Below are 22935 nucleotides of genomic sequence, written 5' to 3' on the forward strand. Positions count from 1 at the left end.
TACCCACGGCAGCCCATGATTTGCATTCTTGGCGGCACGTTTGATCCCGTCCATTTCGGTCATCTGCGAACTGCGCTTGATGTACAGCAGGCGCTGGCTATTCCCCGACTTCACCTGTTGCCCTGCCGGATACCGCCGCACCGACCTGAGCCACAGTTGTCGGCCGCCATGCGGCTGGAACTTCTGCAGCTGGGTATACAGAATGAGCCGGCTTTGCAGGTCGATACGCGGGAACTCAAACGCGAAGGCCCGTCCTGGATGGTCGACACACTGCACTCATTGCGTGATGATATCGGTACTGACGAGCCTCTTTGCCTGGCATTGGGAATGGATGCGCTGCATGGACTTTCCGGCTGGCATCGCTGGCATGATATTACCGGGCTTTGCCACCTGGTGGTTATGCAGCGACCCGGCAATGACTGGCCGGTTAGCGGTGAAATTGCAGACTGGCTGCAAGGCGCACGTGTAAATGATGTGGCAGCATTGCACGGTACATCGGCCGGTCGGGTGGCTGCCGTGGCGGTGAGGCAGCTGGAAATTTCATCAACCGACATCCGGGCCTTGCTGGCAGCAGGGAAAAATGCACGCTACCTTCTGCCGGAAGCCGTGCTGGAACGTATTACACAAGAGAACTGGTATGCAAACTGAAGCACTGAAAAAGACTGCGCTCAATGCACTTGAAGACCTCAAGGGTATCGATATCACCGAATTTGATGTGCGCGAAATGACCTCTGTTACAGATGTGATGATTATCGCCAGCGGTACCTCGGACCGGCATGTGAAATCTCTCGCCGACGCCGTTGTGATGGCTTGCAAAAAAGGCGGTGTTGCGCCACTCGGCGTAGAAGGTGAACGCGAGGGGGAGTGGGTGCTGGTGGACCTGGGTGACGTGGTCGTACATGTCATGCAACCGCGTATCCGTGAATTCTATGCACTGGAGAAACTCTGGTCAGTGACAGAAGAAAGCCGCGAACGGGAAAGTGGCGGTCAGGACTCTCTTTAACCAACACAGACCGGGTTTTTACTGTACGCATCCCGGCGCAGGCCGGGATGCAGGGCTGACTTGGCAATCCAGACGTCACGTTATACGATCTTTGCATGCAAATTCACCTTATTGCCGTCGGTACCCGTATGCCGGGCTGGGTCAACGATGGCTATGCTGAATACGCCCGCCGCCTGCCCCGCGAATGCAGCCTGAAACTCAACGAAATACCGCTGGCAAAGCGCAGTAAATCACAGCCGCTGTCGCGCGCCATCGAAGACGAGGGCAGGCGCATGCAGGCGGTCATTGGCAAAAATCACCAGGTGATCGCGCTGGACGTCAAGGGCCACGGCTGGTCGACCGACCAGCTGGCCGGGGCGCTTCGGGACTGGATGCGCGACGGTCGTGACGTCAGCCTGCTGGTAGGTGGGCCGGATGGACTGGCTGATGATTGCCTGCAGGCCGCTTCGCAGCGCTGGTCCCTGTCCCCCCTGACCCTGCCCCACCCGCTGGTACGGGTCATCCTCGCCGAGCAGCTGTACCGGGCCTGGTCACTGAATAGCGGTCATCCCTACCACCGGGGCTGAGATGGAAAAAATCATTCTGGCCTCAGCTTCGCCACGCCGGCAGGAACTTTTACACCAGATTGGTGTTCAGTTTGATCAGCAGGTCGCGGAAATCGATGAAACACCGCGGGAAAATGAACCTCCCGAAGCTTATGTCACGCGCCTGGCGGTGGAGAAAGCCCGTGCGGTCAAGGCCCGATTGGGCGATGATGAAGCCCCGGTACTGGGCGCCGATACGGCGGTTGTGGTCGATGAAGAAATTCTCGGCAAGCCACGTGATGAGGCGCACGCTGCCGCCATGTTGCGGCAGCTTTCCGGACGTGAGCACCGGGTGCTCAGCGCAGTCGCCCTGGTAGGGCGGCATGAGGCCTGTCGCGTCAGCGAGAGCCGGGTATGGTTTCGCACGCTGAGTGAAGACGAGATCGCCGCCTACTGGCGTAGCGGCGAACCGGCCGGCAAGGCTGGTGGCTACGCCGTGCAGGGCATGGGCGCAATATTTATTGAGCAGCTGCAGGGCAGTCACTCCGGTGTGATGGGTCTGCCGGTGTTTGAAACTGCGCAGCTGCTACAGGAATTTGGTATCAGGCTTCCGGGAAATCGGTATGACAGTTGAACTGCTGGTAAACGTGACGCCGCAGGAAACGCGCGTTGCGGTGGTTGAGAATGGCATGTTGCAGGAGGTGTTTATTGAGCGTGCGCGCTGCCGCGGGCTGGTCGGTAACATCTACAAGGGTATCGTGAGTCGTGTGCTGCCAGGTATGCAGGCTGCATTCATTGACATCGGTCTGGACCGTGCAGCTTTCCTGCACGCTTCGGATATCACCTCCGCGGAAGAGAGTGAGAAGGCCGAGCAAAATGCTGAGGACAGCATCACGCGCCTGCTGCAGGAAGGGCAGGAAATCCTGGTGCAGGTGATCAAGGATCCCCTCGGCACCAAAGGTGCTCGTCTTACAACCCGTATTACGATCCCATCACGATACCTGGTGTTTATGCCGGGCGCGGGCAATGTCGGCGTGTCACAGCGTATCGAGGATGAGGATGAGCGCCAGCGCCTTCGCGAGGCAGTGCTGGGCGCCCGTGGAGAACAGGGAGGGGGTTATATTTTGCGTACCGCGGCGGAAGATGCAACATCAGAAGCTGTCGCTTCTGATCTTGAGTTCCTGCAGCGACTGTGGGCATCGATCCAGGAAGGTATTGGCAAGGTCGGCCCCGGTGGTGTGGTTCATGAAGACCTGCCTCTGGCTTTACGCGTGTTGCGAGATATATCCGATGCCGAAGTTGAGAAGCTGCGCATTGATTCGCGTGAAACTTTCCAGCGTGTGGAAAAATTCGTCGCACAGTTTACACCCGCCCTCAAGGACAAGCTTGAGTACTACCCGGGGGAGCGTCCTATTTTTGACCTGTATGGCATTGATGATGAAATCCAGAAGGCCCTCGAGCGCAAGGTGCAGCTCAAGTCCGGTGGCCACCTCGTTATTGACCAGACAGAAGCGATGACTACCATCGATGTGAATACCGGTGCCTATGTCGGTCACCGTAACCTGGAAGAAACAATTTTCAAGACCAACCTGGAGGCGGCGCAGGCTATTGTCCGTCAGTTGCGGTTGCGTAACCTCGGCGGGATTATCATCGTTGATTTTATCGACATGCAAAATGAAGATCACAAGCGTCAGGTTATCAGGGCGCTGGAAAAACACATCGAGCGTGACCAGGCGAATTGCCATATCAGCGAAATCTCCAGTCTTGGCCTGGTACAGATGACACGTAAACGCACCCGTGAAAGCCTGGAGCATATTCTCTGCGAAACCTGTCCAACCTGTAGTGGACGTGCATCGATCAAGTCGGCCGAGACAGTCTGTTACGAAATATTCCGTGAAATCCTGCGTGAGGCGCGCCAGTTTGATGTTGAGCAATTGCTGGTGCTGGCATCGCAGGAAGTGGTGGACCTGTTGCTGGACGAGGAGTCCACCAGTCTTGCCGAGCTGGAAGCGTTCATTGGCAAGCCGATCAAGTTCCAGGTCGAGGCACTGTATTCCCAGGAGCTGTTCGACGTTGTCTTGTTGTAGTCGCATGGTGCTTTTCTTTCTTTTCCTCGCGGTATTGCCCGTGCGGCATCAGGGTCCCGGCTGATGCCCCTGCGCCGCCTTGGACGTATGCTGTGGTGGGTGGCTGCCAGCGTTATTGTCGGGCTTGCGGTTGCGCTGAGTGCGGCACGTTTGTTACTGCCCGGCATGGCCGAGTACCGTGGACAGGTGGAAACGCTGGTTGAGGAGGTTCTCGACAGGCCGGTGGAAATCGGTTCGATGAATGCAGCATGGCACCGACTTTCACCGGTGCTGAGACTGCAACAGGTTGTTGTACATGACGACAGGTTTCCCGGGGGGCGGCTGGATATCGGTGAAGTCCAGGTCGGGCTGAATATTGTCGATTCGCTGTTACGGCAAAAATGGCTGACATCAGGTATTCGTATTATTGGCGTGCAATTGGCTTTGCAAACCGATCTTTCTGCGGAGCAGGACAAGAATGCGAGCCTGGATGCCTTTTACTGGCTAATGCATCAGGAAAGCGTATCGCTGGAGCAAATAACACTCGACTGGCAGGATCCAGGCCTGTTTGCTCAACCCGTGCACCTCACTGATTTGTCGGCACAGCTGAAAAGCGATGGTTGGCGACACCAGTTACTGGTCCAGACAGATATTAACGAAGCGTATGGCAAGCGGATTGAGCTGGCGGCTGATCTTTCCGGTCCGCTTAAATGGCCGCAGGACTGGACTGGCCAGCTTTATTTAAAGACAGAAGACTTTCATGTGTCATCCGTGGCTGAATGGATAAAGCCACTCGGCTATATTGCGAAAGGTGATGTCGATTTTGAAGTGTGGGCCAACATCCGCAACCGCAAACTGCTGTGGAGTGCAGGCTCGATTGATGTGGCGCATCCCATGTTGTCACGGCCTGAAGAACCGGAAGCCCTTTATACGGCTGATGAGTTGTCCAGCCGTTTCAGCCTGCGCGCAAAAAAGCAGGGCTGGACGCTGGAGTTGCAGAAGTTCAGCCTGATGCGTGACCAGGTGGAGGCATGGCCGGAATCCAGTTTGCGCGCGACAGTCAGAAATGATGCATCCCTGTCTGTCCAGGGCAGGGCCAGTCATGTTGTTGTGTCAGAAGTCAGCCGGATCTTGCCACTGTTACCATGGGTCGGTGCTGAAATGCGGCAGCGTATTAAACGTATAAAGCCACGTGGTGAGTTGAAGGACACGGAGTTCGAGCTTTACCTGCACGATAACGCGCCACCGGATATGTCACTGCGTTCAAGCTTTGATAATCTCGGCATGATGGCTGATGACAGGCTGCCCGGGGCGACAGGTCTTTCGGGTAGGCTGGAAGGCAACTTGCAGGCCGGCCGTATTGATTTCGACAGTGAAGCTGTCAATTTGCAGTTCCCGAGGATTTTCTCCGAGGTACCAACCATTTCCCGTTTGTCAGGTCGGTTGGAATGGCAGCACCTGACAGACCGTTTTCGTGTCAATTCAGATCGCTTGTTACTTGTGTCAGGCCCGCTTCGTACATGGACGCGCCTGCAGCTCGACTGGGTGCCGGGGCAGGCGGTTCCATGGATTGATATGCAGCTGCAGGCTGATGATGTTGCTGTCACAGATATCAGGCCTTATTTCCCTGACAAGGTGTTGCGGCCAAAGGCGATGAAATGGCTGGGTAGTGCTTTCAGGCGAGGGAATGTGCATGATGTCCGTTTTCTGCTGCAGGGGCCGCTGGATCATGTGCCATTTGACCAGGGAGATGGGCGTCTTGAGGTGCGTTTTGATTTTGATGATGTGCTGCTCGACTACCACCCTTTGTGGGGGCAGCTGGATGCATTAAGAGGTTCGGCCCTGTTTTCCGGGCGCTCCATGCGTATCACTGCCGATTCCGCCACCATCCTGGATGCCAATGTAGACCGTGCGGTTGCCAGTATTGATGATTTTTCCAAACCGGTCCTGGATATAGACGGCACAGTCAGTGGAACGCTGGAAAGTCTGCTGGCGTATATCAACTACAGTCCTTTACGAGACCGCTTTGGGCAGCTGGTGGATCGCACCACGACACGTGGCGATGCAGACCTGCAACTCGGCCTGCGCATTCCGTTACACAGGAAACCGGTCCATGTAGAAGTGGAGGGCACGGTCGGGTTTCACGGTGATACGTTAAAAGTGGTTGATAGTGATATTGCACTGGAACAGGTAAATGGATTCCTGAAGTTCTCGGATAAAGGTGTGACAGCCAGGGACGTGAGAGCGAAGTTGTTTGGTCACCCGGTCAAGGTTTCTGTTTACCCGGAGGGCTCGGCGGATACACAACGTACAACTGTCGATATCGAGGGAAATCTTGGCCTGGAAGGGATGCTGGAAAAGGAGTTCCCGCGTATTGCCCCCTACGTAGACGGCGCAGCGTACTGGCATGCACTGTTGCAGATACCTGCGGGCAGGGATATTTCGGGTCGCTCTGTAGTACTGAAATTGCGCTCGGACCTTAAAGGTGTAGCAACGAGCTTGCCGCATCCGTTTTCCAAGCTTGCCGATGATGCCCGTTCGCTGTCAGTTGCCTGGGTGCCTGGTCAGCTGTCGAAAGAACCGCTTGAAGTTACGCTGGACGAGGATGTGTTGCTAAGTCTGCTGCTACGTGAAAATGGTGGCGGACTGCGCAAGGCGGGCATTCACTTTGGCGAAGGTAGTGTGACGTTACCACTTTCCGATACTGTGCATATTGATGGCTCGCTGGATGCACTGGATCTTGACGCATGGATAGACCTTCTGCGAGATATTGTAAAACCCGGGGTGGAGGGTGCCACGCCGGCCCCGGCAGTATCGACAGAATTGCATATAGAGCGGGCAACCTTTCTCGGCTATACGGCGCAGGTACTGAATGTTTCCAGTCTTGCAGCGAATCCCTGGCATTTTACCGTCAGTGGACGTGATATGGCCGGACAAGTTGAATGGACTCCACCAACAGGCGCTGCCGCCCCGTTACTTGCCCTGCGGCTGGAAAAGCTGACGGCAGAAAAGGTAGAGGACAGTGCTGTACCGGAATCGCGTACTGCGCCGACACCTGAACGCTTGCCAGATCTGGACATAGAAGTCGGGCAGTTGCAGGTTGGCGCACGTGACTTTGGCAGGATTGTCGTACGTGGCCAGCGGGGAACAGAGGGTATGACATTCCCGGTGCTGGAGGTTGACTCCCGGGCCATTGTTTTCAAGGGTGATGGTGCCTGGTTGCAGTCAGGTGCGCAGCAGAGCACGCGTTTCCGTGCGGATATCACAGGTGGAGAGCTTGGCAAGCTGGTGAAGATGTTTGGTGATCGTGGTTCGATCAAGGGCGGTGAAATGCAGGGCCATGCTTCACTCAACTGGCCAGGTAACCCGGCCGATATCAGCCTCACGTCCATGGAGGGCGAGGTCGGACTGGAAACCGGCAAAGGCCGCCTGGTCGAGGTAAAGGAGGGAGCAGGCAAGCTGCTCAACCTGTTCAATCTCAATTCGTTGCAGCGACGCCTTTCCCTGGATTTTACTGACTTGACCAAAGAGGGATTCAGTTTCGACAAGATGAAGGGTACTTTTGTTATCGGTGATGGAAACGCCTACACGGAAGATTTTGTGATAGAAGGGTCATCGGCCATTATCATAATATCGGGGCGGACAGGCCTGGCCAGCCGGGATTATGATCAGCTGGTCCAGGTGATACCGCAGGTGAGTTCCAGTCTTCCATTGGCCGGGGCCATAGCAGGTGGCCCTGCAGTTGGTGCGGCCGTATTTCTTGCAGAGCGGCTGGTCGGCAAGAATTTTAACCGCATGGCACAGGTGAGCTACAAAGTTACGGGAAGCTGGGATGATCCGGTTTATACACGTCTGAAAACGGAATCTGATGCTGAATCCGAACCTCAAGCGGATCCGTCGGTGGAGGAAAAGAACCCCTGATCCGTCATGGGGTGGCAGGCCTGCCCGGGCCTTGTGTTATGCTTTGCCGATGTATTTTCTGCGTATCATCATAGTCGCGGCTACCGGTATTGTGGCATGCGGGGTGTCTGCCGCCGGACAGGTCTGGCTACTGGGTGCGGATGAGTGGGCGCGGCCGCGAGATGGTGCGGTCATGGTGCAGATGCCGCCGCTTCCGGACGTTGTCGAAGCATGGAAGGGGAAGCCTGATCTGCACCTGGTGATACGCTACCCGGGCGGAGAAGAGGGTCTGCTGTGGGCTAACGAGTTGCGCTCCTGGCTGGTCGCCCTCGGGATCCCTTCCGGACAGCAGGAGCTGGTGGCAGGCAGTAGCCAGCCGGATCAAATCGAACTGGAATTGACGAGGTAGTGGAGTCGTGACAATAGCAGCCTGTATTCAGATGGCCTCAGGGCCCAATGTTGGCGCCAATCTGCTTGAGGCCGAAAGGCTGATTGGTCTGGCGGCGGATAAAGACGCCAGGCTGGTGGTGTTGCCGGAAAATTTTGCCATTATGGGCAAGGAAGAGAGTGACAAGGTTGCCGTGCGCGAGTCGGATGAAGGTGGGCCGATCCAGGACTTCCTTTCCCAGCAGGCGGCGAAGCACGGGATCTGGCTGGTGGGCGGAACGGTACCCATGCAGGCTTCGGTCGATGACAAGATTCGCGCCGCATGTCTGTTATATGACGACAAGGGAAAGCGTGTTGCGCGCTACGATAAAATTCACCTGTTTGATGTTTCGGTCATGGATAACGGCGAGCGCTATACCGAGTCCGATACCATTGAAGCCGGTGATGAGGCAGTTGTTGTCGATACACCGTTTGGTCGCCTCGGACTGGCCGTCTGTTACGACCTGCGTTTTCCCGAGCTGTTCCGCACCATGCTGGATCAGGGTATGGAGATTATCGCCTTGCCTTCCGCGTTTACCGCCATTACCGGCAAGGCGCACTGGGAAACGCTGGTACGCGCACGTGCTATCGAGAACCTGTGTTTCGTGCTGGCGGCAGGCCAGGGCGGGTATCACGTTAATGGGCGTGAGACCTATGGACACAGCATGATCGTCGATCCCTGGGGTAACATCATGAATGAACTGGCCAATGGTTCGGGGCTGGTGTGTGCTGAGATGGATCTGGATCGGCTGAACAGCATACGTCGCAGCTTCCCCTGCCTGGAGCATCGCAATATCGTTTGCCGGGTCTGATTGTTGCCTGTGCTACTTTGCCATCTCACGGAGGTAGCGAAACAGCGCACGCGCAGACTTTGGCGGTTTACTCTGGTCGCGTTCTTTACGCGCCTGGCGCACCAGCTGTCGCAGGTGCTGACGGTCGGCGTTGCCATACTCCTGCAAATACGCCTCGACCACTGAATCGTCTTCCCCGATCATACGGTCACGCCACTCCTCCAGTGCGTGATGTGCCTGTACCTGCTGGCGGGTCTTCTGGCGCAGTTGCTCGAAGTGTTGCTGGACAGGTTCAGGGTCGACATCGCGCATCAGGCGCCCGATAAACTGGCGTTGACGCTTGAGGGCGCTGCGCGAGTGGATTCGTTTCATTTCGCGCAGGGCATCGATCAACGAATCGGGTAGCGACAGTTTCACCCAGTCCGTTTCAGGTAATTCAAGCAGGTCGGTGCCAAGCTGTTGCAGCGCATCGGCATCTTTTTTTCGCCGGGTCTTGCTTGGCGGCAGGTCGGCAGGGTCAAATTCGTCTTGTTCCACAATCGGCTCAATATTCAGCTTGTCACATTCATTGCGTATTATGGGGCAGTGTAACGCGGGTGGCTAATGCAATTATGAGCAAACAACAGAATCTCGATATTCACTATGGTCTTGTCCAGCTGGCTGACAGCGTGCGGCTCAATGAGGCGGTCCGGGCCCAGTACAGGGCATTAAAACAAGCGAATTCAGCAGCTATTACCCATAGCCATTATTTTGAAGGCCGCTATGAAAACACCTATGTACCAGCCTCGGTGCTGACCGGTATCCAGCCTGTGCTTGATATTGCTCGCCGTGAGGCGGCAGCCTTTCTGAAAACAGAAGTATTGCCGGAACCAGGGTTCTGGCTAAACGAAATGGCCCCCGGTCACGTCACGCTGGCGCACCGCCACGATGAGGATGACGAACTGCTGTCGGGGGTGTACTACATTGATGTACCGGAAAATTCCGGCGACCTGGTGCTTGAGCAGGGGTGTGTTACCACACGAATTCGTCCGCAAGCCGGTATGCTGGTGCTGTTCCCGCCCGATGTGCTGCATCATGTGACACAGAACCTTGGTAAGGAAATCCGCCTCTCAGTCGGGATGAATTTCGGTATACGCGATTAGGTCAGGTACCAGGTTCCCAGACCGAGGAAGGCAACAAACCCGACTACGTCGGTTACTGTGGTGAGCAGTACCGTCCCCGCCAGTGCAGGGTCTACACCGACACGTTTGAGAATCAGCGGAATAGTGAAGCCCGCTACGGCTGCGAAAATCAGGTTTATGATCAACGCAGCGCCGATAATCAGGCCGAGATCCATGTTCTGGAACCAGGCCATTGCAATAACGGCCACCACCAGCGACCAGATCAGGGCATTCATGATACTGACCTGGATTTCCTTGAGCATAAGAGAGCGTGCGTTACTGGAGCCGACCTGGCCCAGGGCGAGTCCACGGATCATGATGGTCAGTGTCTGGCTGCCGGCAATACCGCCCATACTGGCGACAATCGGCATCAGAACGGCCAGCGCTACGACCTTGTCAAGCGTGGACTCGAACAGGCCTATGACCCATGAAGCGAGGAAAGCTGTGGCGAGATTGACGCCCAGCCATACAGCACGGCGTCGTGCGCTGGTAACCACCGGTGCGAAGATATCGTCTTCTTCATCCAGGCCGGCCATACTCATGATGTTATGTTCGGCTTCATCGCGAATGACATCCACGACATCATCAACTGTTATACGACCGAGCAGTTTGTTGTTTTCGTCAATGACCGGTGCGGATACGAGGTTACGATCCTGGAACAGGCGCGCAACGTCGATACTTTTCATGGTCGCGGGAATACCTTCGACATCGCGGTTCATGACTTCCGCCACGCTGGCTTCTGGGTCATTGGTCAGCAGTGTGCTGAGGGGCAGCAGGCCCTGAAGATGGTCAAAGCGGTTGACTACGAACAGGCTGTCGGTCAGCTCCGGGATCTCGCCCCGCAGGCGCAGGTAGCGTAATACCACGTCCAGCGAAACATTGGCGCGCACCGTGACCACGTCGAGATCCATGAGGCCGCCGGCGGTATCTTCCGGGTAAGAGAGTGCCGCTTCCAGGCGCTGGCGGTTCTGCTTGTCCATGGACAGCAGGAGTTCATGGATGACTGCGCCCGGCAGGTCGTGCAGCAGGTCGGCAAGGTCATCGGTGTCCAGTCCGCCGGTGGCCTGAACCAGTTCATGGGTCTCCATTTCATCGATCAGTCCGGAACGCACCTCGTCGTTGACTTCGACGAGGACTTCACCCTGCTCTTCACTGGGAACCAGTTCCCAGAGCAATTCACGTGGGCCGTGCGGGAGTGACTCGAGCAAATCGCCGATTTCTGCCGGGTGCAGGACCGACAGCAGTTGCCGCACTTTATCTGCCGCACCGCTGTGCAAGGCATCCGTAAGCGCTTCCAGGCGCTGTTGGGTGTTTTTCTGTTCGGCAGATTCCACGTGTAGGGCCTCACAAGCGGTTCAACGGATAATCGCTGCGCAGTGTAACAGGGTGCTTGCCGGCGCAAAACCGCAGCTGCCGACTTTTATCGGTGGTACCGGCTGTTAGTGGAGGGTGTTCAGGTCATCGACAGCAGCGTGAATTTGCTGCGGATCGTCGCTGGCGAGGATTTTATCGATGTGCACGGACAGTAGTCGGGTGTCGCAGCGGCGAATTGCGTCCTTGACCTCGAACAGTGACGTTGGCGGCACCGAGAACTGGCGCAGCCCCATGCCCAGCAGCAGGCGGGTGTAGCGCGGGTCACCGGCCATTTCACCGCACATGGCAACCGGGGTCAGGTGCTGCTGACAGGCATCGATAACCATGCGGACAAGTTTCAGGACACCGGGATGAAGTGGATCGTACAGGTAGGTGACACTGTCATCGGTGCGATCGATGGCGAGGGCATACTGAATCAGGTCGTTGGTGCCAATTGACAGGAAATCCAGTTTGCGCGCAAACAGGCTGGCGGAAAGTGCAGCAGCCGGTACCTCGATCATGCCGCCGACCGGCAGGTTCCTGTCAAATGCCAGCCCATCATCCTGGAGTTGTTGCTTGACCTCTTCGATGAGCTCAATGACGCGGTCCAGTTCGCTGGAACTGGACAGCATCGGAATCATCATTTGCACAGGTCCCTTTGCCGAGGCGCGCAGAATGGCACGTAGTTGTGGGCGGAAAAGTTCAATATTGTTCAGGCACAGACGTATGGCGCGCAGTCCGAGCGCCGGGTTGGGGCAGTTACGCTTTTCCGAGGCGCCGCATTCCTTGTCTGCACCGAGGTCAAGGGTGCGAATGATGACGGGTAGCCCCCTCATGGATCTGATTAGCGCCAGATAGTGTTTCAGCTGTTCTTCCTCGTCCGGGATATCATTACGATTCATGAACAGAAATTCGGTCCGGAACAGGCCGATTCCATCGGCACCGGACTGGCGTGCAGCGCGTATATCCTCAAGTAGTTCAACGTTGGCAAAGAGGTTGACCGGGATGTTGTCTGCCGTTACTGCCGGCTCGTTTTTAAGCCGCTTAAGCTCGACCTGGTGTTTCTTCTGTTGTCGCTGCTGACGATGATAGTCTTTCAGGGTATCTTCATCGATATCGGCAAGCAACAGGCCACGGCTGCCATCAAGGATGACAGTATCGCCATCGCGTATGTGTTGCGGGGTGATATGTGTGCCGACGATGGCTGGCATACCCAGGCTGCGAGCGAGTATTGCTGTATGTGACAGCGGGCCGCCTGATTCAGTGACAAAGCCGGCTATACCCTGGTGTTGCAGCAGGGCTGCTTCGGCCGGGTTGAGATCATGGGCAAGGACGATGGTGCCCTCCAGTGTATGCTTTTCATCAGCTGCACCAGCTGCCTTCTCCCCGATCAGAATGCGCTGGATACGTGTGACAACGTGATCAATATCATCCTTTCGGGTGCGCAGGTAAGGGTCATCCATTTCATCAAAAACCTGCGCCAGTTCGTCGCGCTGTGATTTAAGTGCCCATTCTGCGCAGCAGTGCTCATGGCGAATTCGCTCAATAGGCGCGGCGGTCAGCATGCTGTCCTCCATCATCAGCAGGTGGGTGTCGATAAAGTCGGTAATATCTGCGGATGTGGCTTCGGGGATGCTGTTGCGAATTGCCTTGAGTTGCTGGCGAGCTGTGTGAACAGCACGGCGGAAGCGTGCCACTTCGTCTTCGATCAGTTCTTTCGGGATAGCTGCTTCATAGATTTCCAGCTCACCATCATCCAGCCGTTGCGCGCGGCCAATAGCGATACCGCGTGAAATTCCCGTACCGGAGATGGTGATGGTCATTCTTCCTCACCAAAGCGATTTTCGATCAGTTCGGTCAGTTTCCTGATTGCCTCATGCTCATCATCGCCATCAGCAATGAGTCGTATCTCAGTGCCTTTTGACGCTGCCAGCATCATGACGCCCATAATACTTTTGCCATTGACCTCTTGTCCGTTGCGGGCAAGTTTTATGTCACTGGCAAAGGATGATGCAAGGGTGACCAGTTTCGCAGCGGCGCGTGCATGCAGTCCAAGTTTGTTGACGATGGTTATGTTTTTATCCAGCATGCAGCGGACCTTCCAGGTTGCAGGTTAGAACGCCGTCCCGGCCGCCGGTTACTGCCTTGTGTGTCAACTCGTCAAGGTCCATGCCGGGGTAATTCAGTACCCGTATCAGCATGGGGAGATTGACGCCGGAAACTACGCGAACGGCGTGCTGTTCCTGCAGGCGGCAGGCAATGTTGCTGGGCGTCGATCCATACAGATCAGTCAGTACCAGCACACCATCCCCGCTGTCGAGCCGGTTTGCCATGGTGACGGCTTCTGCAAGCACCCGTTCCGGATCGCAGTCCGTAGGTGCAGACAGGGTGGATGTTTGCAGCGGGCAGACGCCCAGTACATCAATCGCGGATTGCAACAGTACCGCACCAATATTGCCATGCGTGATAAGCAGGATTCCGACGTTCACGGTAACTCCCGGTGGCGGGTGGTGACGTTGGGGTAACGCGTCCTGAAGTAATGCTGCAGTTGTTCGACAAGATAGACAGAACGGTGCTGGCCACCGGTGCAACCAATGGCCACAGTCAGGTAGCTGCGGTTGTCGGCTTCAAAAGCCGGAATCCAGGTGTCGAGAAATGCAGTCAGGTTATCCACCATTGCAGTAACCTGCGCTTCATTGCCCAGGTATTGTGCAACAGCTTCGTCACGTCCGGTAAGTGGGCGTAACTCGGGGCGCCAGTGCGGATTCGGCAGGCAGCGTGCGTCAAAGACAAAATCTGCATCGCCGGGTATACCGTGCTTGAAGCCAAAGGACTGGAACATCAGGGAAAGATGGTTGTCTTCGCGGCGTTCCACGCGCTGCTGGACCATGTCGCGTAACTGGTGAACAGTAGTCTGGCTGGTGTCGATGAACAGGTCGGCGCGCCGGGCAATGGGCTCAAGTAGCTGGCGTTCCAGCTCGATGGCTTCGGCCAGTGATATATGTGTGTCACTTAACGGGTGGCGGCGTCTGGTTTCACTGAAGCGTTTGATCAATGTTGCAGGATCACAGGTAATAAACAGGATTTCGTTACTGATGCCCCGGGATTTGAGTTTGTCCAGTATGTCATTGAATTGTTGCAGCGACTGGGGGAGATTCCGCGCGTCAATACCTACGGCAACTTTTTCGACGGGTTTGGCAGCCTGCTCGAGTTCGAGCGCAAGGGCGCTCAGCAACCCGGCTGGCAGGTTGTCGATGCAGTAATAGCCGAGGTCTTCGAGCGTGTGCAACGCCACACTTTTCCCCGAGCCGGAGAGTCCGCTGACAATGATCAGTTTCACGGAGTGTTATTTTCCATGAAACGCGTCTGGCGTTCCACAAACAGCTGCGCAGAGTCGAAACCTTTTAACAACAGGGTATGGTTACGTGCAGCGGCCTCGGCCAGTACGGCGAGGTTGCGACCTGGTGCCACCGGCAAAGTGATTTCCGGGATCTCGACACCAAGGATGGTCTGGGTGGAGCGGGCGCCATGCAGACGGTCGATGGTGTGCATCTGCGCTTCGTTCATTGGCACCAGCCTCAGGATAAGCCGAAGGTTACGGCTTTGCTTGATCGCACTGTCACCAAACATGGCGCGTACATTAAGAACGCCGATGCCGCGTACCTCAAGGAAATCGCGCAGGACCTCCGGGCAGCGTCCGTTTAGCGTGTCAGGCGATGTGCGGGCGAATTCCGGTGCGTCGTCGGCAACCAGCCGGTGCCCGCGGGCGACCAGTTCCAGCGCCAGTTCACTCTTGCCGACACTGGGGTCACCGGTGAGCAACAGCCCGAGACTGAAAACTTCCATAAACACCCCGTGCAGGGTAATTTTCTCGGCAAACAGGTTAGTCAGGTAATACTGCAGGTAGTTGACCAGTTGCGCAGTCGGGCGGGGTGAGGTGATCAACGGTATGGAGCTGGCCTCTGCGCGTTGATGGATATCAGCGGGTACGGCTTGCCCGTTACCGACGATGACAAGGTCTGTATTACCGTCGAATAGCTGATCGACAAGGTCTCGCCGTGAATTCTCGTTGAGCCGGTCAAGGTATTGAATTTCTGTGGCGCCAAGCACCTGGATACGGTTGGGGTGTATCAGGTTGAGGTGGCCGACAAGTGATGTTTTGGCGTTGTCCGGTTCAATATTTTGTATTTCACGGTTTTCGCCCAGCCGGTTGCCAGCCCATTCAAGCTCCAGCTTGTCACTCAGTGTGTCAAACAGGGTGCCGACCGAGGTATCAGTGACTTTCATGCAGAAAGTTGCTGGTTCGTGTTCCAGTGGTTGATCAGGTCAAGGCAGTCTTTTGCATTGCTGCTTTTGCGCAACTGGCTGCAGAAGTCGGCATTACTGAACATTTCTGCAAGCAGGGCGAGTATTTTCAGGTGTTCATCTGTCGATTCTTCGGGTACCAGCAGGGCAAACAGCAGGTCAACCGGCTGGTTGTCTATGGCGTCATAGTCAATGCCCTTCTCAAGGGTCAGCAGTGCCGCTATCGGGGTATCCAGCCCGCTCATGCGTCCATGTGGCAAGGCGACACCCTTGCCGAGTCCGGTACTGCCGAGCCGTTCACGCCCGATCAGGCTGTCGAAGATCTCTCCGTCCGTAAAGTCCGGCAGACCGCTTGCCAGCAGTTTACTAAGTGTTTCCAGTGCACGTTTCTTGCTGGAGCCTTCTTGCTGGCAGGCGATACGTTCTGGATCAAGGAGTTTGGCAATATGCATGGTTATTAACTCCGGGAGGCGTGTTTGCGTCTCCCGTATGGATCAGTACTACAGGGCCTGCTTTTTGTTCTCTGCACCTTCCGAGCGGTGGTGGTCGGTGAGCTTTTCCTTGTGTTTCTTGATCTGGCGGTCCAGCTTGTCCGTCAGGCCATCGATTGCGGCATACATGTTTTCTTCAGTATCCTCGGCAAACAGCTTGCCACCGGTAATGTGGATGGTCGCCTCGGCAGTATGGCGCAGCTTCTCTACACTGAGTACCACGTGTACATCGGTGACGTGGTCAAAATGACGCTCCAGTCGCTGAAACTTTTCAGCGACATAGGCGCGCATGGGTTCGGTTATTTCTACGTGGTGTCCAGTAATATCGATTTGCATGGAGGTACTCCTCGTCCATGGCCTCAAGCGAGGCGTTTGCGTTCATTGGAAGGTGGTATGTTCATTGCTTCGCGATATTTGGCGATAGTGCGTCGAGCGACATTTATACCCTGGTCGGCGAGCAGGGCGGCGATTTTGCTGTCGCTGAGAGGCTTGTTGGCCTTTTCCGCCGCGACCAGTTTCTTGATGATGGCGCGTATGGCGGTAGCCGAGCATTCACCGCCGTCGGCGGTGCCAACATGACTTGAAAAGAAATACTTGAATTCGAATATGCCGCGCGGGGTGTGCATGTACTTCTGTGTGGTGACGCGGGAGATGGTGGATTCGTGCATCTCTACCGTTTCTGCAATGTCACGCAGGACCAGGGGTTTCATGGCTTCGTCGCCGTACTCGAAGAAGTTGCGTTGCCGATCGACGATGCAACGCGCCACCTTGAGCAGGGTTTCATGGCGACTTTGCAGACTCTTGAGAAACCAGCGAGCTTCCTGCAGGTGATTGCGCAGATAGGTATTGTCATCACTGTTGTCAGCGCGCCGCACCATACTGGCGTACTGGCTGTTGATGCGGATTTTGGGCGTTGCTTCTATGTTCAGATCCACCTGCCACTTGCCCTTTCTTTTGACGACGAATACATCGGGCACCACATACTGCGGCGTCGCGCTGGTGATCTGGGAACCTGGCCGCGGGTTGAGCGACTGAACCAGCTTTAGCACATCCTGAAGCTCGGACTCGGTGAGCTTCATGCGCCGCATAATCTGATTATAGTCCCGATTTCCTAACAGAGTGACGTGTTCCTGCACCAATTGCAGCGCCTGTTTACGCCACGCCGTCTCGGGTTCCAGTGCAAGCAGCTGGATCAGCAGGCATTCTGCCGGGTCACGGGCGCCCACGCCAACCGGGTCAAAATGCTGGATACGGCGCAGAACAGCCTGGATTTCCTCGATGCCGATTTCCAGTTCCGGGGCCATATCCAGGCTTTCACACAGCTCCTCGAGTGAAATATTCAGGTAACCGTCATCATTGATTGAATCGATGACAGCTTCTGCAATGGTGCGGTCAACATCACTGAATGGGCGTCAGGTCGAGCTGCCAGTACAGGTGTTCGTGCAGGCTTTCACTGCTGCCCAGGTGGGTTTCAAAGAAGTCACGATCATTGTCCCCGCCGGGGGCACTGAAGCTGGTGGCGCCCATGTCGTAGGTGTCTTCCCAGTTGGTATCGCCGGGCAGTTCGTCGGGCATGGTTTCGGTACTGCTGGTGACTTCGGCATCGACAGCTTCATTTTTTGCTGCAGCCGGGTCGGCATCTGCGGCGCTGGCCTGGTCCGGTGCGGACTCTGCTGCTGTTTCGGTTTTGGTGTCCTGGTCATTCTCGTCACGCTCCAGCATCAGATTGGAGTCGAGAACGGTTTGTACTTCGAGTTGCAGTTCGAGCGTCGATAGTTGCAGAAGACGAATCGCCTGCTGCAACTGGGGCGTCATAGTCAGGTGTTGGCCAAGCCGGAGCTGAATGGACTGCTTCATAGGTCTATGTGTCACCGGTCTCTGTTGTGCAGCGGCTGAAGGGTGTGACAGCCGGTTACAGAGTGATATTCTACTGCATTTATTGTGCCATTGTAGTGTTTTGTTAAATTATTTTCCCGATCACATACGGAAGTGGTCGCCAAGGTAAACATCACGCACTTTCTGGTTCTGCAGGATGTCGTCCGGCGAGCCCTCGGCCAGCGTGTGGCCGTTACCAATGATATAGGCCCGTGAGCAAATGCCCAGTGTTTCACGTACGTTGTGGTCGGTGATGAGGATGCCAATATTCCGCTCGGTCAGGTGTTCAACAATGCGCTGGATGTCGATAACCGAAATCGGGTCGACACCGGCAAAAGGTTCGTCCAGCAGGATAAAGCGAGGCTCCATGGCCAGGGCGCGTGCAATCTCCACGCGCCGGCGTTCTCCACCGGACAGGCTCACGCCTTTTTGTTCCCGCAGGTGTTCTATGTGCAGTTCCTGCAGGAGGTTTTCCATTTTATCGGCACGTTCCCGCCGACTTAAATCTTTTCGTAATTCCAGGACCGCGAGCAGGTTGTCGGCAACGCTTAACTTGCGGAACACCGAGGCTTCCTGTGGGAGGTAGCCGACGCCCTTGCGAGCACGTACGTGCATGGGGAAGGGTGTCAGGTCCTGGTCGTCCAGCCATACGCTGCCGCCATCACTGGGCACCAGGCCTACTATCATGTAAAAACAGGTGGTTTTGCCTGCACCGTTGGGGCCGAGCAGTCCTACGACTTCGCCACTGTCGACATGGAGCGATACAGACTCGATGACCTTGCGCCCCGAATAGCTCTTGCCAAGTTCCCGGGCTTCCAGTCGACTCATGGTGCAGGCGTGGCCTTGTTTTCTTTTTTGGGCTTTGGCTGAATGGTGATGATGACGCGGTCGTCCGGCTTGTCGGTGCCTGCATTGACCTGGTCTTTTACCACGTCATAGACAATACGTTCACTGCGCAGCACATCACCGGCCTGGTTGACCTCGGCTTGCTGCAGCAGAATGATATGCTCCGGGTTGGTGTAGTACTCCATACGCCTGGATTGTGCGTGGACATCGTGCTCCTTGCCGTCCGGACGCTGCTTGTAGGTGGCAGGGTTGCCGTCCATCAGGACTTTATCGATGTCGTTGCCCTTGTTATGGACGACCATGCGGTCACCGGTCAGCACCAGTGTGCCCTGGGTGACCTTGACGTTACCGGTGTAAATGCTGACGCCTTTTGTATCATCGAGTTCAACGCGGTCTGCCTCGATCATCATCGGCTGGTCACGGTCGCTGGAAAGGGCGTGGCTCCAGGAAGGTATAGCCAGTAAAGTGGCGAGAATGAGATGAATGATGCGCGTCATGCGTATACGTTACCTGTAATCAGAGGTAACTTTCCAGTTCCTGTTGTAAAACGCCGTGTGCTTCCATCAGCATTTCGCAGACATCGCGTGCCGCTCCGCGGCCGCCTGCGCGTGGTGTTTGCCAGTGACTGTGTTTCAGCACAAAGGCGTGGGCATCCTCGACTGCAATGGCCAGGCCGACTTTCTGCATGACGGGGAGGTCGACTACGTCATCGCCAAGATAGGCAATTTCGTCCGCCTGCAGGCCGGTTTGCTTCAGCAACTCGGCAAAGCCCTGCAGCTTGTCGTGCTGACCTTGCCAGACCAGTTCCGGCGCTATACCCAGGTTGCGTATGCGGTGTTCCACGACTTTCGAGGTGCGTCCGGTAATTATGGCGCAGCGAACACCGTACTTCTGCAGCATCTTGATGCCGTGGCCATCCTGGGAATGAAAGGCCTTGTATTCCTGGCCATCATCACCGATGAACAGACTGCCGTCGGTCAATACACCATCGACATCGAATATCAGCAGCTTGATGCGGGCGGCTTTTTCCAGGATGTCTTTCATGTTGTGGGCCTATACCACGCCTGCGCGCAGCAGGTCGTGCATATTGAGCGCGCCGATCAGGTGATTATCATTATCGACCACCAGCAGGGCGTTGAATTTCCCGTCCTCCATGATCTTCAGGGCTTCTGCCGCCAGCAGACCGGGGGAAATCAGGGTGCAGTTACGGGTCATGACCTCGTCGATGGGGGTTTTATGAAGGTCGATGTCGTTATCCAGTGCGCGGCGTAAATCACCGTCGGTGAAAATGCCTTCGACCCGGTTTTCGTCATTTACCACGGCAGTCGCGCCCAGACCTTTCTGGGTCATTTCCAGCAGTGCATCACATATAATCGTGCCTTTAGGCACGTAGGGAACGCGGTCGCCGGTGTGGATCAGGTCATCGATCAGCAGCAGCAAACGTCTACCCAGTTTGCCGCCCGGGTGAGAGCGGGCAAAGTCATCGGCGGTGAAGCCGCGAACTTCCAGCAGTGATATCGCCAGGGCGTCCCCCATGGCCAGTGCTGCCGTGGTGCTGGCGGTCGGGGCAAGGTCCAGCGGGCAGGCTTCTTTCTCCACGCTGACGTCGAGATTGACACTGGCGGCACTGGCCAAAGGTGAATCCGGGTTTCCGGTCATCGAAATCAGCGGCACATCAAGGCGTTTGATGATAGGCAGAATAGTGAGTATTTCTTCTGTCGAGCCGGAGTTGGAGAGGGCAATGACGACATCTTTTGCCGTGATCATACCCAGGTCACCGTGACTGGCTTCTCCGGGGTGGACAAAAAAAGCCGGTGTACCGGTGCTGGCCAGGGTGGCGGCGATCTTGCTTCCGATATGCCCGGACTTACCCATGCCAATAACCACTACGCGGCCTTCACACTCGAGCATGTAATGGCAGGCACGCACGAAATCATCATCGACGCGGGATTTCAGTGCGTCGATGGCAGTGGCTTCGGTATCCAGCACTGCCAGGCCCAGTTTTTTCAGAGTTGCATCAGTCATTGAATTTTCTGCTTGTGGTCGCGTATCCGCCGCTTAGCGAACGGTGGTGAAGTATAGCAGGCTCTGGTACCCGATATAGCAGGCCAATAGCACAGTGCCTTCAAGGCGGTTGATGCGGCCTTCGCCGCGGAAGCCCCAGGCCATAATCAATAATGCGACGGTCAGGGCAACCATGACCGGCATATCCCGTGACAATACGGCGGCATCTACCGCATCAGGCCGGATGATGCCCGGAATGCCGAGTACCGCCAGCAAGTTGAACATATTGGACCCGATGACGTTGCCGATAGCGATGTCAGGCTCGTTTTTCAGCGCACTGGCTATCGAAGCTGCCAGTTCCGGCAGGCTGGTGCCAAGTGCGACAATTGTCAGGCCGATCACCAGGTCGCTTACGCCAAATGCCTCGGCAATCTCCACGGCACCCCAAACCAGCAACCGGGAACTGGCAACCAGAATCACAATACCGAACAGTAACCAGAACAGCGACCGCCCCAGCGTCATGTTGGTGGGAATTTCAGCGGCGTACTCGGCCTCTATCGGGTCCTTGTCGCGAGAATGCAAGCCCAGCCAGATGACCCAGGTCAGCATGATGATCAGGCCGCTGAGCAGAATCAGTCCATCGGCAAAATCCAGCCGGCCGTCGATTAACAACAGCCAGGCGACGACCGTGGTACCCAGAAGGATAGGTAGCTCGCGATGTACGGTGCCTGAATGTACCGACAGGGGTACAAGAATCGCAGTGACGCCCAGGATAAGGGCGACGTTGGTGATATTCGAACCGATTGCGTTGCCGACGGCCAGACCGGGATTGTCGTTCAGTGAGGCCATCAACGAAACCAGGATTTCCGGCGCGGACGTACCAAAGCCGACAATCGTCAGGCCGATTAGCAGCGGTGACACGCCAAGCAGTCTCGCAGTGCTGGCTGCGCCCATCACGAAACGTTCGGCGCCCCATACCAGAAGCGCAAATCCGGCCAGCAGGGCCACAAGCTGAGTCCACATAGGTGGCGTATAGTAGGGATAAGGACCGGCGGGGACAAATCCGTTTGCATACGAGGAGCGGAGCATGGGTGATATCGTTGATTTCAGGCGGCCAAAAGCCCCGAAGAAGCACAAGGGCAATACCCTGTGCCGGCGTGGATTTCATAAATGGGCTGTCATCAACAAGCCCTTTGACGTCAAACAGGGCAGGCTGGTCACCAGCTACCGCTGTGAGCGCTGTGGAAAGGAAAAAAACGAGTCGGTCTGACAGGGATTCTGTATTGGACGGGGACTATTGCGGCGGTTTCCGTATAATGCCCGCCAATCAACAGGGACAGAACTGACAATAAAGCCATGGCGGAAGCAGCCAACCCATCACAATCCGACACACTGGTGCGTATACGTGACCTGCATTTTTCGCGTGGCGAGCACATGATTTTTGACGGTATCGATCTGGATATTCCGCGTGGCAAAATCACTGCCATCATGGGACCGAGTGGTACCGGCAAGACTACCCTGCTGCGGCTGATCGGTGGGCAGTTATACCCGGACCAGGGCAGTGTGCAGGTGGATAATGAGGAAGTGCCATCACTGCGGCGCGGCGAGCTTTATGAATTGCGCAAGCGTATGGGTATGTTGTTCCAGTCCGGGGCCCTGCTGACTGACCTTGATGTGTACGAAAATGTTGCCTTTCCGCTGCGCGAACATACCGGTTTGCCGGAGTCCATGATACGCGACCTGGTTCTGATGAAGCTTCAGGCTGTTGGTCTGCGCGGTGCCCGCCGGCTGATGCCAAGCGAACTGTCGGGCGGTATGGCAAGACGCGTTGCGCTGGCACGCGCCATTGCTCTGGACCCGATGATGATCATGTACGACGAGCCCTTCACCGGTCAGGATCCCATTTCCATGGGCGCGCTGGTAAAGCTGATTCGTCTGCTCAATGATGCGCTGGGTCTGACCAGTATCATTGTTTCCCATGATGTGCAGGAAACGGCTGCGATCTCGGACTACATCTATGTCATTTCGCAAGGCAAGGTGGTAGGCCATGGCACTCCCGAGGCACTGGGGAAAACGGACTCGGAATGGGTGAAGCAGTTTATGCAAGGTCTGCCCGATGGCCCTGTGCCGTTCCACTACCCGGCGCCGGATTACCGGGAAGATCTTTTGCAGGGCGGAGAGGCTGGCTGAA

25 protein-coding genes and 1 pseudogene are annotated in these 22935 nt (G+C 56.1%); 11 read left to right on the forward strand and 15 right to left on the reverse strand.

The features are described from left to right. Window positions 1-15 precede the first annotated feature (15 nt). The 8 genes from nadD to DFR30_RS03840 all read left to right on the forward strand — a co-directional run bounded on the left by nadD (window position 16) and on the right by DFR30_RS03840 (window position 8731). A complete protein-coding gene (nadD, locus tag DFR30_RS03805) occupies window positions 16-648 on the forward strand; it encodes a nicotinate-nucleotide adenylyltransferase (RefSeq protein ID WP_132971407.1) in 633 nt (210 codons plus the stop codon). Continuing rightward, window positions 638-1003 (forward strand): ribosome silencing factor, encoded by a 366-nt coding sequence (gene rsfS / locus DFR30_RS03810; RefSeq protein ID WP_132971408.1) that lies wholly within the window; start codon window positions 638-640, stop codon window positions 1001-1003. Before nadD ends, rsfS begins: the two co-directional genes overlap by 11 nt. Window positions 1004-1098: 95 nt before the next feature. Next, window positions 1099-1569 carry a 23S rRNA (pseudouridine(1915)-N(3))-methyltransferase RlmH gene (gene rlmH / locus DFR30_RS03815; RefSeq protein ID WP_132971409.1) on the forward strand — a complete coding sequence of 157 codons (471 nt, stop codon included), beginning with the start codon at window positions 1099-1101 and terminating at the stop codon, window positions 1567-1569. Window position 1570: 1 nt separating this feature from the next. Beyond that, complete coding sequence (locus tag DFR30_RS03820) at window positions 1571-2161, forward strand: Maf family protein (RefSeq protein WP_132971410.1); 591 nt, start codon at window positions 1571-1573, stop codon at window positions 2159-2161. After that, window positions 2151-3614, forward strand: a complete 1464-nt coding sequence (rng, locus tag DFR30_RS03825; RefSeq protein WP_132971411.1) for a ribonuclease G — start codon at window positions 2151-2153, stop codon at window positions 3612-3614. Before DFR30_RS03820 ends, rng begins: the two co-directional genes overlap by 11 nt. A gap of 63 nt (window positions 3615-3677) precedes the next feature. Beyond that, window positions 3678-7514, forward strand: coding sequence for a YhdP family protein (locus DFR30_RS03830; protein WP_132971412.1), 3837 nt, complete (start codon window positions 3678-3680; stop codon window positions 7512-7514). Between the two features lie 43 nt (window positions 7515-7557). Further along, window positions 7558-7902 (forward strand): hypothetical protein, encoded by a 345-nt coding sequence (locus DFR30_RS03835; RefSeq protein ID WP_132971413.1) that lies wholly within the window; start codon window positions 7558-7560, stop codon window positions 7900-7902. A 7-nt stretch (window positions 7903-7909) separates the two neighbouring features. Next, complete coding sequence (locus tag DFR30_RS03840) at window positions 7910-8731, forward strand: carbon-nitrogen hydrolase family protein (protein ID WP_132971414.1); 822 nt, start codon at window positions 7910-7912, stop codon at window positions 8729-8731. A gap of 12 nt (window positions 8732-8743) precedes the next feature. Here the strand turns inward: DFR30_RS03840 and yjgA are convergent, their stop codons facing one another. Beyond that, on the reverse strand, window positions 8744-9247 hold the full coding sequence (gene yjgA, locus DFR30_RS03845) for a ribosome biogenesis factor YjgA (protein ID WP_165869082.1): 504 nt from the start codon (window positions 9245-9247) through the stop codon (window positions 8744-8746). Window positions 9248-9321: 74 nt separating this feature from the next. Between yjgA and DFR30_RS03850 the strand changes: the two genes are divergently transcribed. Then, a complete protein-coding gene (locus DFR30_RS03850) occupies window positions 9322-9852 on the forward strand; it encodes a 2OG-Fe(II) oxygenase family protein (RefSeq protein WP_132971416.1) in 531 nt (176 codons plus the stop codon). Here DFR30_RS03850 and mgtE read toward each other — a convergent pair. The 14 genes and pseudogenes from mgtE to DFR30_RS03920 form a co-directional block, all read right to left on the reverse strand. Beyond that, complete coding sequence (gene mgtE, locus DFR30_RS03855; protein ID WP_132971417.1) at window positions 9849-11204, reverse strand: magnesium transporter; 1356 nt, start codon at window positions 11202-11204, stop codon at window positions 9849-9851. The genes DFR30_RS03850 and mgtE overlap by 4 nt on opposite strands. A 105-nt stretch (window positions 11205-11309) precedes the next feature. Beyond that, window positions 11310-13046: a phosphoenolpyruvate--protein phosphotransferase gene (gene ptsP, locus DFR30_RS03860; protein WP_132971418.1), complete on the reverse strand. Its 1737-nt coding sequence runs from the start codon at window positions 13044-13046 to the stop codon at window positions 11310-11312. After that, entirely contained in the window at window positions 13043-13312 is a 270-nt protein-coding gene (locus tag DFR30_RS03865) for an HPr family phosphocarrier protein (protein ID WP_132971419.1), read from the reverse strand. Before DFR30_RS03865 ends, ptsP begins: the two co-directional genes overlap by 4 nt. Then, window positions 13302-13712: a PTS sugar transporter subunit IIA gene (locus DFR30_RS03870; protein ID WP_132971420.1), complete on the reverse strand. Its 411-nt coding sequence runs from the start codon at window positions 13710-13712 to the stop codon at window positions 13302-13304. The genes DFR30_RS03865 and DFR30_RS03870 overlap by 11 nt, the downstream gene beginning before the upstream one ends. After that, window positions 13709-14563: an RNase adapter RapZ gene (gene rapZ, locus DFR30_RS03875; RefSeq protein WP_132971421.1), complete on the reverse strand. Its 855-nt coding sequence runs from the start codon at window positions 14561-14563 to the stop codon at window positions 13709-13711. The genes DFR30_RS03870 and rapZ overlap by 4 nt, the downstream gene beginning before the upstream one ends. After that, window positions 14560-15510: an HPr(Ser) kinase/phosphatase gene (hprK, locus tag DFR30_RS03880; RefSeq protein ID WP_132971422.1), complete on the reverse strand. Its 951-nt coding sequence runs from the start codon at window positions 15508-15510 to the stop codon at window positions 14560-14562. The genes rapZ and hprK overlap by 4 nt, the downstream gene beginning before the upstream one ends. Next, a complete protein-coding gene (gene ptsN, locus DFR30_RS03885; protein ID WP_132971423.1) occupies window positions 15507-15980 on the reverse strand; it encodes a PTS IIA-like nitrogen regulatory protein PtsN in 474 nt (157 codons plus the stop codon). The genes hprK and ptsN overlap by 4 nt, the downstream gene beginning before the upstream one ends. Window positions 15981-16028: 48 nt before the next feature. Then, window positions 16029-16355, reverse strand: a complete 327-nt coding sequence (hpf, locus tag DFR30_RS03890) for a ribosome hibernation promoting factor (protein WP_132971424.1) — start codon at window positions 16353-16355, stop codon at window positions 16029-16031. 23 nt (window positions 16356-16378) lie between these two features. Beyond that, a pseudogene (locus tag DFR30_RS03895) lies at window positions 16379-17876 on the reverse strand (RNA polymerase factor sigma-54). Between the two features lie 120 nt (window positions 17877-17996). After that, entirely contained in the window at window positions 17997-18722 is a 726-nt protein-coding gene (gene lptB, locus DFR30_RS03900; protein WP_132971425.1) for an LPS export ABC transporter ATP-binding protein, read from the reverse strand. Next, window positions 18719-19237 carry a lipopolysaccharide transport periplasmic protein LptA gene (lptA, locus tag DFR30_RS03905; RefSeq protein ID WP_132971426.1) on the reverse strand — a complete coding sequence of 173 codons (519 nt, stop codon included), beginning with the start codon at window positions 19235-19237 and terminating at the stop codon, window positions 18719-18721. Before lptA ends, lptB begins: the two co-directional genes overlap by 4 nt. Before the next feature lie 19 nt (window positions 19238-19256). After that, window positions 19257-19784: a KdsC family phosphatase gene (locus tag DFR30_RS03910; protein ID WP_132971427.1), complete on the reverse strand. Its 528-nt coding sequence runs from the start codon at window positions 19782-19784 to the stop codon at window positions 19257-19259. Between the two features lie 9 nt (window positions 19785-19793). Continuing rightward, the gene (locus DFR30_RS03915; protein WP_132971428.1) at window positions 19794-20765 is read right to left on the reverse strand and encodes a KpsF/GutQ family sugar-phosphate isomerase; all 972 of its coding nucleotides are present in this window, start codon (window positions 20763-20765) and stop codon (window positions 19794-19796) included. Window positions 20766-20798: 33 nt separating this feature from the next. Then, a complete protein-coding gene (locus tag DFR30_RS03920) occupies window positions 20799-21752 on the reverse strand; it encodes a calcium/sodium antiporter (protein WP_341539290.1) in 954 nt (317 codons plus the stop codon). A 79-nt stretch (window positions 21753-21831) separates the two neighbouring features. Between DFR30_RS03920 and DFR30_RS03925 the strand changes: the two genes are divergently transcribed. Further along, the gene (locus DFR30_RS03925) at window positions 21832-22014 is read left to right on the forward strand and encodes a hypothetical protein (protein WP_132971430.1); all 183 of its coding nucleotides are present in this window, start codon (window positions 21832-21834) and stop codon (window positions 22012-22014) included. Between the two features lie 86 nt (window positions 22015-22100). Next, on the forward strand, window positions 22101-22934 hold the full coding sequence (locus DFR30_RS03930) for an ABC transporter ATP-binding protein (protein WP_132971431.1): 834 nt from the start codon (window positions 22101-22103) through the stop codon (window positions 22932-22934). The last annotated feature ends 1 nt before the right edge of the window (window position 22935 follow it).

It is taken from the genome of Thiogranum longum (assembly GCF_004339085.1).
In the GTDB taxonomy this organism is placed as follows: Bacteria; Pseudomonadota; Gammaproteobacteria; order DSM-19610; family DSM-19610; genus Thiogranum; species Thiogranum longum.

What these genes read in the sequence shown, in the direction of transcription:
- hprK (WP_132971422.1), bottom strand. Translation starts at nt 15,510, where the DNA reads ATGAAAGTCACTGATACCTCGGTCGGCACCCTGTTTGACACACTGAGT.
- ptsN (WP_132971423.1), bottom strand. Translation starts at nt 15,980, where the DNA reads ATGCATATTGCCAAACTCCTTGATCCAGAACGTATCGCCTGCCAGCAA.
- nadD (WP_132971407.1), top strand. Translation starts at nt 16, where the DNA reads ATGATTTGCATTCTTGGCGGCACGTTTGATCCCGTCCATTTCGGTCAT.
- rsfS (WP_132971408.1), top strand. Translation starts at nt 638, where the DNA reads ATGCAAACTGAAGCACTGAAAAAGACTGCGCTCAATGCACTTGAAGAC.
- DFR30_RS03830 (WP_132971412.1), top strand. Translation starts at nt 3,678, where the DNA reads ATGCCCCTGCGCCGCCTTGGACGTATGCTGTGGTGGGTGGCTGCCAGC.
- DFR30_RS03820 (WP_132971410.1), top strand. Translation starts at nt 1,571, where the DNA reads ATGGAAAAAATCATTCTGGCCTCAGCTTCGCCACGCCGGCAGGAACTT.
- lptA (WP_132971426.1), bottom strand. Translation starts at nt 19,237, where the DNA reads ATGACGCGCATCATTCATCTCATTCTCGCCACTTTACTGGCTATACCT.
- DFR30_RS03930 (WP_132971431.1), top strand. Translation starts at nt 22,101, where the DNA reads ATGGCGGAAGCAGCCAACCCATCACAATCCGACACACTGGTGCGTATA.
- rlmH (WP_132971409.1), top strand. Translation starts at nt 1,099, where the DNA reads ATGCAAATTCACCTTATTGCCGTCGGTACCCGTATGCCGGGCTGGGTC.
- DFR30_RS03925 (WP_132971430.1), top strand. Translation starts at nt 21,832, where the DNA reads ATGGGTGATATCGTTGATTTCAGGCGGCCAAAAGCCCCGAAGAAGCAC.
- lptB (WP_132971425.1), bottom strand. Translation starts at nt 18,722, where the DNA reads ATGAGTCGACTGGAAGCCCGGGAACTTGGCAAGAGCTATTCGGGGCGC.
- rng (WP_132971411.1), top strand. Translation starts at nt 2,151, where the DNA reads ATGACAGTTGAACTGCTGGTAAACGTGACGCCGCAGGAAACGCGCGTT.
- DFR30_RS03910 (WP_132971427.1), bottom strand. Translation starts at nt 19,784, where the DNA reads ATGAAAGACATCCTGGAAAAAGCCGCCCGCATCAAGCTGCTGATATTC.
- DFR30_RS03850 (WP_132971416.1), top strand. Translation starts at nt 9,322, where the DNA reads ATGAGCAAACAACAGAATCTCGATATTCACTATGGTCTTGTCCAGCTG.
- ptsP (WP_132971418.1), bottom strand. Translation starts at nt 13,046, where the DNA reads ATGACCATCACCATCTCCGGTACGGGAATTTCACGCGGTATCGCTATT.
- DFR30_RS03915 (WP_132971428.1), bottom strand. Translation starts at nt 20,765, where the DNA reads ATGACTGATGCAACTCTGAAAAAACTGGGCCTGGCAGTGCTGGATACC.
- hpf (WP_132971424.1), bottom strand. Translation starts at nt 16,355, where the DNA reads ATGCAAATCGATATTACTGGACACCACGTAGAAATAACCGAACCCATG.
- DFR30_RS03865 (WP_132971419.1), bottom strand. Translation starts at nt 13,312, where the DNA reads ATGCTGGATAAAAACATAACCATCGTCAACAAACTTGGACTGCATGCA.